This is a genomic window from Micromonospora sp. NPDC003776, assembly GCF_053605645.1.
Genome location: NZ_JBSGJR010000464.1, coordinates 1 through 5,741, shown reverse-complemented (window position 1 = coordinate 5,741; position 5,741 = coordinate 1). Strand labels below are relative to the sequence as shown.

8 protein-coding genes and 2 pseudogenes are annotated in these 5,741 nt (G+C 72.4%); 3 read left to right on the top strand and 7 right to left on the bottom strand.

Features of this window, described 5'->3' with window-relative positions:
• Positions 1-428, top strand: a pseudogene (locus ACWEVO_RS28260) (inositol monophosphatase family protein); the annotation flags it as partial.
• A gap of 40 nt (positions 429-468) precedes the next feature.
• Here ACWEVO_RS28260 and ACWEVO_RS28255 read toward each other — a convergent pair.
• The 4 genes and pseudogenes from ACWEVO_RS28255 to ACWEVO_RS28240 form a co-directional block, all read right to left on the bottom strand.
• Complete coding sequence (locus ACWEVO_RS28255) at positions 469-867, bottom strand: arsenate reductase ArsC (protein WP_452310529.1); 399 nt, start codon at positions 865-867, stop codon at positions 469-471.
• Between the two features lie 14 nt (positions 868-881).
• Positions 882-1,376 (bottom strand): N-acetyltransferase family protein, encoded by a 495-nt coding sequence (locus ACWEVO_RS28250; RefSeq protein WP_452310528.1) that lies wholly within the window; start codon positions 1,374-1,376, stop codon positions 882-884.
• 20 nt (positions 1,377-1,396) lie between these two features.
• Positions 1,397-2,104: pseudogene (locus tag ACWEVO_RS28245) on the bottom strand (aquaporin); the annotation flags it as partial.
• A complete protein-coding gene (locus ACWEVO_RS28240) occupies positions 2,101-2,475 on the bottom strand; it encodes an ArsR/SmtB family transcription factor (protein WP_452310527.1) in 375 nt (124 codons plus the stop codon). The gene ACWEVO_RS28240 and the pseudogene ACWEVO_RS28245, both read right to left, overlap by 4 nt.
• An 81-nt stretch (positions 2,476-2,556) precedes the next feature.
• Here ACWEVO_RS28240 and ACWEVO_RS28235 point away from each other — a divergent pair, with 81 nt between their 5' ends.
• The gene (locus ACWEVO_RS28235; RefSeq protein WP_452310526.1) at positions 2,557-2,706 is read left to right on the top strand and encodes a hypothetical protein; all 150 of its coding nucleotides are present in this window, start codon (positions 2,557-2,559) and stop codon (positions 2,704-2,706) included.
• Positions 2,707-2,725: 19 nt separating this feature from the next.
• Positions 2,726-3,184, top strand: coding sequence for an ArsI/CadI family heavy metal resistance metalloenzyme (locus ACWEVO_RS28230; RefSeq protein WP_452310525.1), 459 nt, complete (start codon positions 2,726-2,728; stop codon positions 3,182-3,184).
• A 96-nt stretch (positions 3,185-3,280) separates the two neighbouring features.
• On the opposite strand, the gene ACWEVO_RS28225 is transcribed toward ACWEVO_RS28230, so the two are convergent.
• The 3 genes from ACWEVO_RS28225 to ACWEVO_RS28215 all read right to left on the bottom strand — a co-directional run.
• The gene (locus tag ACWEVO_RS28225) at positions 3,281-3,493 is read right to left on the bottom strand and encodes a hypothetical protein (RefSeq protein WP_452310524.1); all 213 of its coding nucleotides are present in this window, start codon (positions 3,491-3,493) and stop codon (positions 3,281-3,283) included.
• Positions 3,490-3,939 (bottom strand): hypothetical protein, encoded by a 450-nt coding sequence (locus ACWEVO_RS28220; protein ID WP_452310523.1) that lies wholly within the window; start codon positions 3,937-3,939, stop codon positions 3,490-3,492. Before ACWEVO_RS28220 ends, ACWEVO_RS28225 begins: the two co-directional genes overlap by 4 nt.
• Positions 3,936-5,741 (bottom strand): hypothetical protein (locus ACWEVO_RS28215; protein WP_452310522.1); only part of this gene is annotated, 1,806 nt, incomplete at its 5' end. The genes ACWEVO_RS28220 and ACWEVO_RS28215, both read right to left, overlap by 4 nt.

The window sequence follows — 5,741 nt, the reverse complement described above, 5'->3', positions numbered from 1 at the left end:
GGCCGGTGCCGGCCGCGCCGGTGCTCGCCTGGACCCAGGGCCACGAGGTACGCCGCGACGACAGCACCGCCCGCGCGCTGAAGGTGGTGCTCGACTCCACCGCCCGCCGGGTGCTGCAACTGTGGGCACCGCTGCTGTCCTGGGTGATGCTGGCCCGTGGCGACATCGACGGCATCGTCGGCTACCGCCCCGAGGCCGTCGACCTGCCGGCCGGGCTGCTGCTCGCCGCCGAGGCCGGCATGGTCGTCCGGGCCCTCGACGGCGGCTGTTTCGACGACCGGTACGGCTGCCCGGCCGACCGGCGCAGCTTCGTCGCCGGCCCGCCGGAGACCATCGACCGGCTGGTCAAGCTGGTCACGGCGGCCCAGTGGATCGAGCCGCAGGTGCGCCGGCTCACCCCGATCAGCCTCAGCTCGGTCGGCTGGTGACGGCCGCCGGCGTTGTCCGGATCGGCTGGCGCGTCGTGAGCTAGCGCAGGTCGGCCAGCAGCCCCCTGACCCGGTCCCTGATCGCGTTGCGGACCTGGCGCACCACCTCGATGGGCTGGCCGGCCGGGTCGGTCAGCTGCCAGTCCTCGTAGCGCTTCCCGGGGAACACCGGGCAGGCATCGCCGCAGCCCATGGTGACGATGACGTCGCTGGCTTCGGCGGTGTCCCAGGTGAGGCGGACCGGCGTCTGGTCGGTGATGTCGATGCCGACCTCGCGCATGGCCGCCACGGCGACCGGGTTGATCCGGTCGGCGGGCGCGCTGCCGGCGGAGCGGACCTCGACGGCGTCGCCGGCGAGGTGGCGCAGCCAGCCGGCGGCCATCTGCGAGCGGCCGGCGTTGTGCACGCAGACGAACAGGACGGTGGGCTTGTCCGGCATGGGTGGTCTCCCGGTCAGTCGATGAGGGGGCTGCGACGCTCGATGAGGGTGACGTCGCGCCAGGTGCCGTGGTGGCGGCCGACCCGTTCCCGGGTGCCGACGACCCGGAAGCCGCAGGCGGCGTGCAGCGCCAGGCTGGCGGTGTTCTCGGGGAACACGCCGGACTGGATCGTCCAGATGCCGGCCTGCTCGGTGGAGGCGATCAGGGCGTCGAGCAGGCGGCGGCCGACGCCGCGACCGCGGGCGTCCGGGTGGACGTAGACCGAGTGCTCCACGACCCCGGCGTAGACACAGCGGTCCGACACCGCCGAGCACGCCACCCAACCCAGCATCAGGCCGGTGGGGTCGACGGCCACCCAGCGGTGGCCGGGCAGCCGGCTGGCGGCGAACTTCTCCCAGCTCGGCGGCTCGGTCTCGAAGGTGGCGTTGCCGGTGGCGATGCCGAGCCGGTAGACCTCCAGGACGGCGTCGGCGTCGTCGTCGCCCATGGGCCGGATGGTGACGGTCATCGGTTCTCCTCGGCCAGTTGGGGTACGACGACGGCGTCGGCCGCGTCGGCCGCGTGGGGATACCAGGCGGCCAGCGCGGCGACGCCGACCAGGCCGCCGACGAGTTGGGCGGCGACGAAGCCCGGCACGGAGGTGGGGGAGATGCCGGCGAAGGTGTCGGTGAAGGCCCGGCCGATGGTGACGGCGGGGTTCGCGAACGAGGTGGACGAGGTGAACCAGTAGGCCGCCCCGATGTAGGCGCCGACAGCGGCCGGCGCGGCGGCGCCGCGACCGCTGCGGGCGAGTGCGAAGACCAGAACGACCAGGCCGGCGGTCGCGACCACCTCCGCCAGCCAGAGGTGCCCGCCGGTGCGGTCGGTGCCGGACCAGGACACGGCCGGCAGCCCGAACATGAGGTCGGCCAGGACCGCGCCGGCGATCGCACCGCCGACCTGGGCCACGGTGTACGCGGCCAGGCCCCGGGCGGTCAGGCCGGTGCCGGCGCGGCGGCCGAGCCACCAGTCGACGGCGGAGACGACCGGGTTGAAGTGCGCCCCCGACACCGGGCCGAAGGTCAGGATCAGCGCGCCCAGGGCGAGGGCGGTGGCGATCGCGTTCTCCAGGAGTTGGAGCCCGACGTCGGTGGGGGAGAGCCGGGCGGCGGCGATCCCGGAGCCGACGACGGCGGCGACGAGCAGCGCGGTGCCGGCGAACTCCGCCGAGGCCCGCCGGGTCAGGGTGAGGCTCACGCGGTGCCGCCGGGGCCGTGCGGGGCGGAGATGTCCAGCAGGGCGCCGAGCTGCCGGAACGCCTCGGGTCGCACCCGGTACCAGACCCAGGTGCCGCGCCGCTCGGAGTCGACCAGGCCGGCCTCCCGCAGCACCTTGAGGTGGTGGGAGATGGTCGGCCCGGACAGGTCGAACGCCGGGGTCAGGTCACAGACGCAGATCTCCGGCACCGAGGCGATCATCGACATCAAGCGCAGCCGGATGGGGTCGCCCAGCGCCTTGAACATCGGCGCGACCACGGCCGCCTGATCCGCGTCCATCGGCCGGACGGCGATCGGGGCGCAGCAGGCGACCGCGTTGAGGTCCACCACCGGCAGGTCTTGTTTCGACATGGCTCTAGGTTGACAGACTTCAAAACAGGGTGCAACAGTGGGGGTCGCTGCTTCGAAAACCATCTAGACAAGGACGAGGCAATGATCAAGCTGTTCCGTCACCGCCGTCCCTCGGACGCATCGAACGTCACGTTCTGCGACTCCTGCGGCCAGGTCTGCACCGCCGCCTGTCGCGCGGATGCCCACCACGAGCGCGCCCGCACCCTCGTCCTCACCGCCCACGTCCGCTGAACCGTCAGGAGGAGAAACCATGTCCCGCGTCCAGCTCGCCCTGCGCGTGTCCGACCTCGAAGGCTCAGTGGCCTTCTACCGCAAGCTGTTCGGCGTCGAGCCGGCCAAGCGCCGCCCCGGCTACGCCAACTTCGCCGTCGAGAACCCGCCCCTGAAGCTCGTCCTCCTGGAGGGCGAGCCCGAGCAGCCGACCGTCCTGGACCACCTGGGCGTTGAGGTGTTCAGCACGGACGAGGTGACCGCCGCCACCAAGCGCCTCACCGACTCGGGTCTGATCACGCTGGAGGAGAACGACACCGAGTGCTGCTACGCCCTCCAGGACAAGGTCTGGGTACGCGGCCCCGGCGACGAGCCCTGGGAGGTCTACACCGTCAAGGCCGACTCCGCCCAGCTTGAGAAGGCCACCGAGAGTGCCTGCTGCACCCCGGCGGCTGACCAGGAGCCCGTCACCACCGGTGCCGCCACCGGCTGCTGCTGACCGGTCCGGTCCGCGCGCCCGTCCCCGATCCGGAGGGCGGGCGCGCCCCCGTCTCCCACCTCATCGGGCGACCCGGCCGCGGCGCGAGCCGACCCGTCAACTCAGCTCCCAGAACCGCTGAACGACGATGAGCAGGAACGCCGCGAGCAGCGGTGCGGCGAGCACGTCGAGGATCCGGAGGGTCGTCCGGCGCGCCGACGCCGCGACGAGCTGCACCACGATGCGGGCGATCAGCGCCACCATCAGCAGGGTGAGTACGGTCGCCTGGACCGGCCCGGCCCGCGCCACGCTGAGCGCCGTGTCGATCATGCCGCCTCCATTCGTCGCCACCGCAGCCGGCGCAGCGCGTTGCGGCCCAGCTCGATCAGCGCAGCCAGGGACGCGATCCCGGTGAGGACGGCGAGTCCGAGCAGCGGTGACCATCGGTGCAGATGGATCATTCCCTGCGCGACGAGGACGCCGAGGGCGAGGCTGAGCGCGACGCCGACGACGAACCTGCTCAGGCCGTCCGGTATCCGGATCAGCCGTACGCAGGCCAGTCCCGGCGCGACGGCGAGGTAGCCGAGGACGGCGACCGCCCTGAGGACCCCCGGCACCTCCCAGAGGACGAGGTTGACGACGCCGGCGCCGGCGATGAGCGTCGCCAGCGCCGGCCACGGGGTGTCGGACGGGAAGTCGTCCTCGGACCCGGAGCCGCCCTCGAGGTGGGGACGGGACGGACGGACGTCGAGCGGGGATTCGGCGAGTTCCGTCACGGACCGCTCCTTCCACTGCTGGCGAGGACATAGATCCTCGCCTCCGGATTGGCGTAGACGCGCGTGAATCGCCCGGAGTCGACGACCTGGCGTTCCAGTTCCTCACCCCAGCCGTGCGGCTTGCCCAGGAACGACTCCGCGAAGACGAACTGTCCCTTCGTGAAGATCAGGTAGGCGCCCTTCGGGTTCTGTGCCATCTCCAGTTCGATCGCGGGTACGGTCGTCGGCCCGAGGTCCTCGCCGAGGGGGCGGTACCGGTACCGTTCGACGCCCTTCGCCCGCCACGGAACGTTGGAGGTCACCGAGACGAACGTGGAGTCCGCCGTGGCGTGCGCATAGAGCCACTCCACCGCCCGGTGGTCGCCCGGGCGGACCTGCTCGAAGGCGTCGTTGCCGTATCGGGCGACGAAGAACGCACCGATGAGGACGGTGCTCAGCACGCTCGTCAGGACGGCCGCGGTGACGCGCCGTCGCGCCGGCCAGGTCGGGACCACCAGCCCCGCCAGGAGGATCGCCATGAACGGCAGGGCGAAGGCGTACACCCGGAGGAAGATCTCCCCGCCGTAGCTCTGCATGCCCAGCAGGAGGAACGGTGCCCCGGCGAGCGCCAGGAGGCCGAGGTCGCCCCGTCCCCGGCGCAGCCAGCGCCACGCGCCCACGGCGGCGAGGCTCCAGACCGTCAGCGCGAGGCCGACCCGCAGCAACACCACCATCTGGTGCGCCTGGTCGCCCCGTACCCGCTGGACCGCCCCGTCGTTGATGGTGCCGCTGACGTTTCCAAAGGAGCCGAACATGACGTTCAGGTGCCCGGCCCAGTAGGCGACGGCACCGTAGCTGATGTAGGCGGTCAGCATGACGGCGAGCAGAATCGGCAGCGTACGGAGCGTGCAGCGGCGGACCAGCACCAGCGCACCGACGGCGACCACGATCGCTATCGGGGTGAGCTGGTGGCTCACGGTGCTGCCGGCGAAGACGGCGAGGACGACCACCAGCAGACCGACCAGGGACGCCGGGTCGGCCGCATCCGCCGCCGGTCCGGGCAGCAGCGGCCTCGGCGGGAGCCGGAGCACGCGTAGCAGCAGGCTGAGCGGGCTCCACCAGGGTCGCTCGACGTGGTGGCTGCCGTACCGCAGCGGCTGGAACCAGCGCAGCAGCACCAGCAGCAGCACCAGGTAGAAGAGGTAGTTCATCGCCTGCGGACCGAAGTAGTCCTGCCCGACCCAGTTGGCCGGGAGGAACAGCCAGACCGCGAGCCACGCCGTCCGTGCGTCGGTCGACGTCGCCCGGGCCAGCCGGAACACCGCGGCGCAGTAGAGCAGGTTGAACCCGACGGGCGCCCAGGCGAGCAGCGGCATCGCGTCTCGCATGCCCGCCAGCCGCGTCGCCATGGCCGTCAGCGCGAAGAATCCGGGCCAGCTGAAGCGGGCGTCCAACTCCGGCAACGTCTCGCCGGTACGGGCGATGTAGTCGGCGAAGCCGACGTGCAGCCAGCCGGAGATCAGGCGCGGCAGCGGCTCGATGATCGGCCCCGCGCCGAAGAGCAGGACGACCAGCACCACCACGTGCGCGGCGAGCAGGGCGTCCGGGGCCGGGCGGGTGGTGAGGAGACCACGGAGGAAGCTCGCGGTCAGCAGGGCCAGTGCCGCGTACAGTTCGGGGCGGAGCGCGGTGACCAGGCCGAGCGACCCGATGTCGGCGTCGTCCCCCTGCCGCAGGGCCCAGACTCCCAGCGCCAGCGCCGCCGCGGGCGCCGCCCACCCGGCGAGGCCGAGCAGGCCCGTGCGGATCCGCCGGCCGGTGGC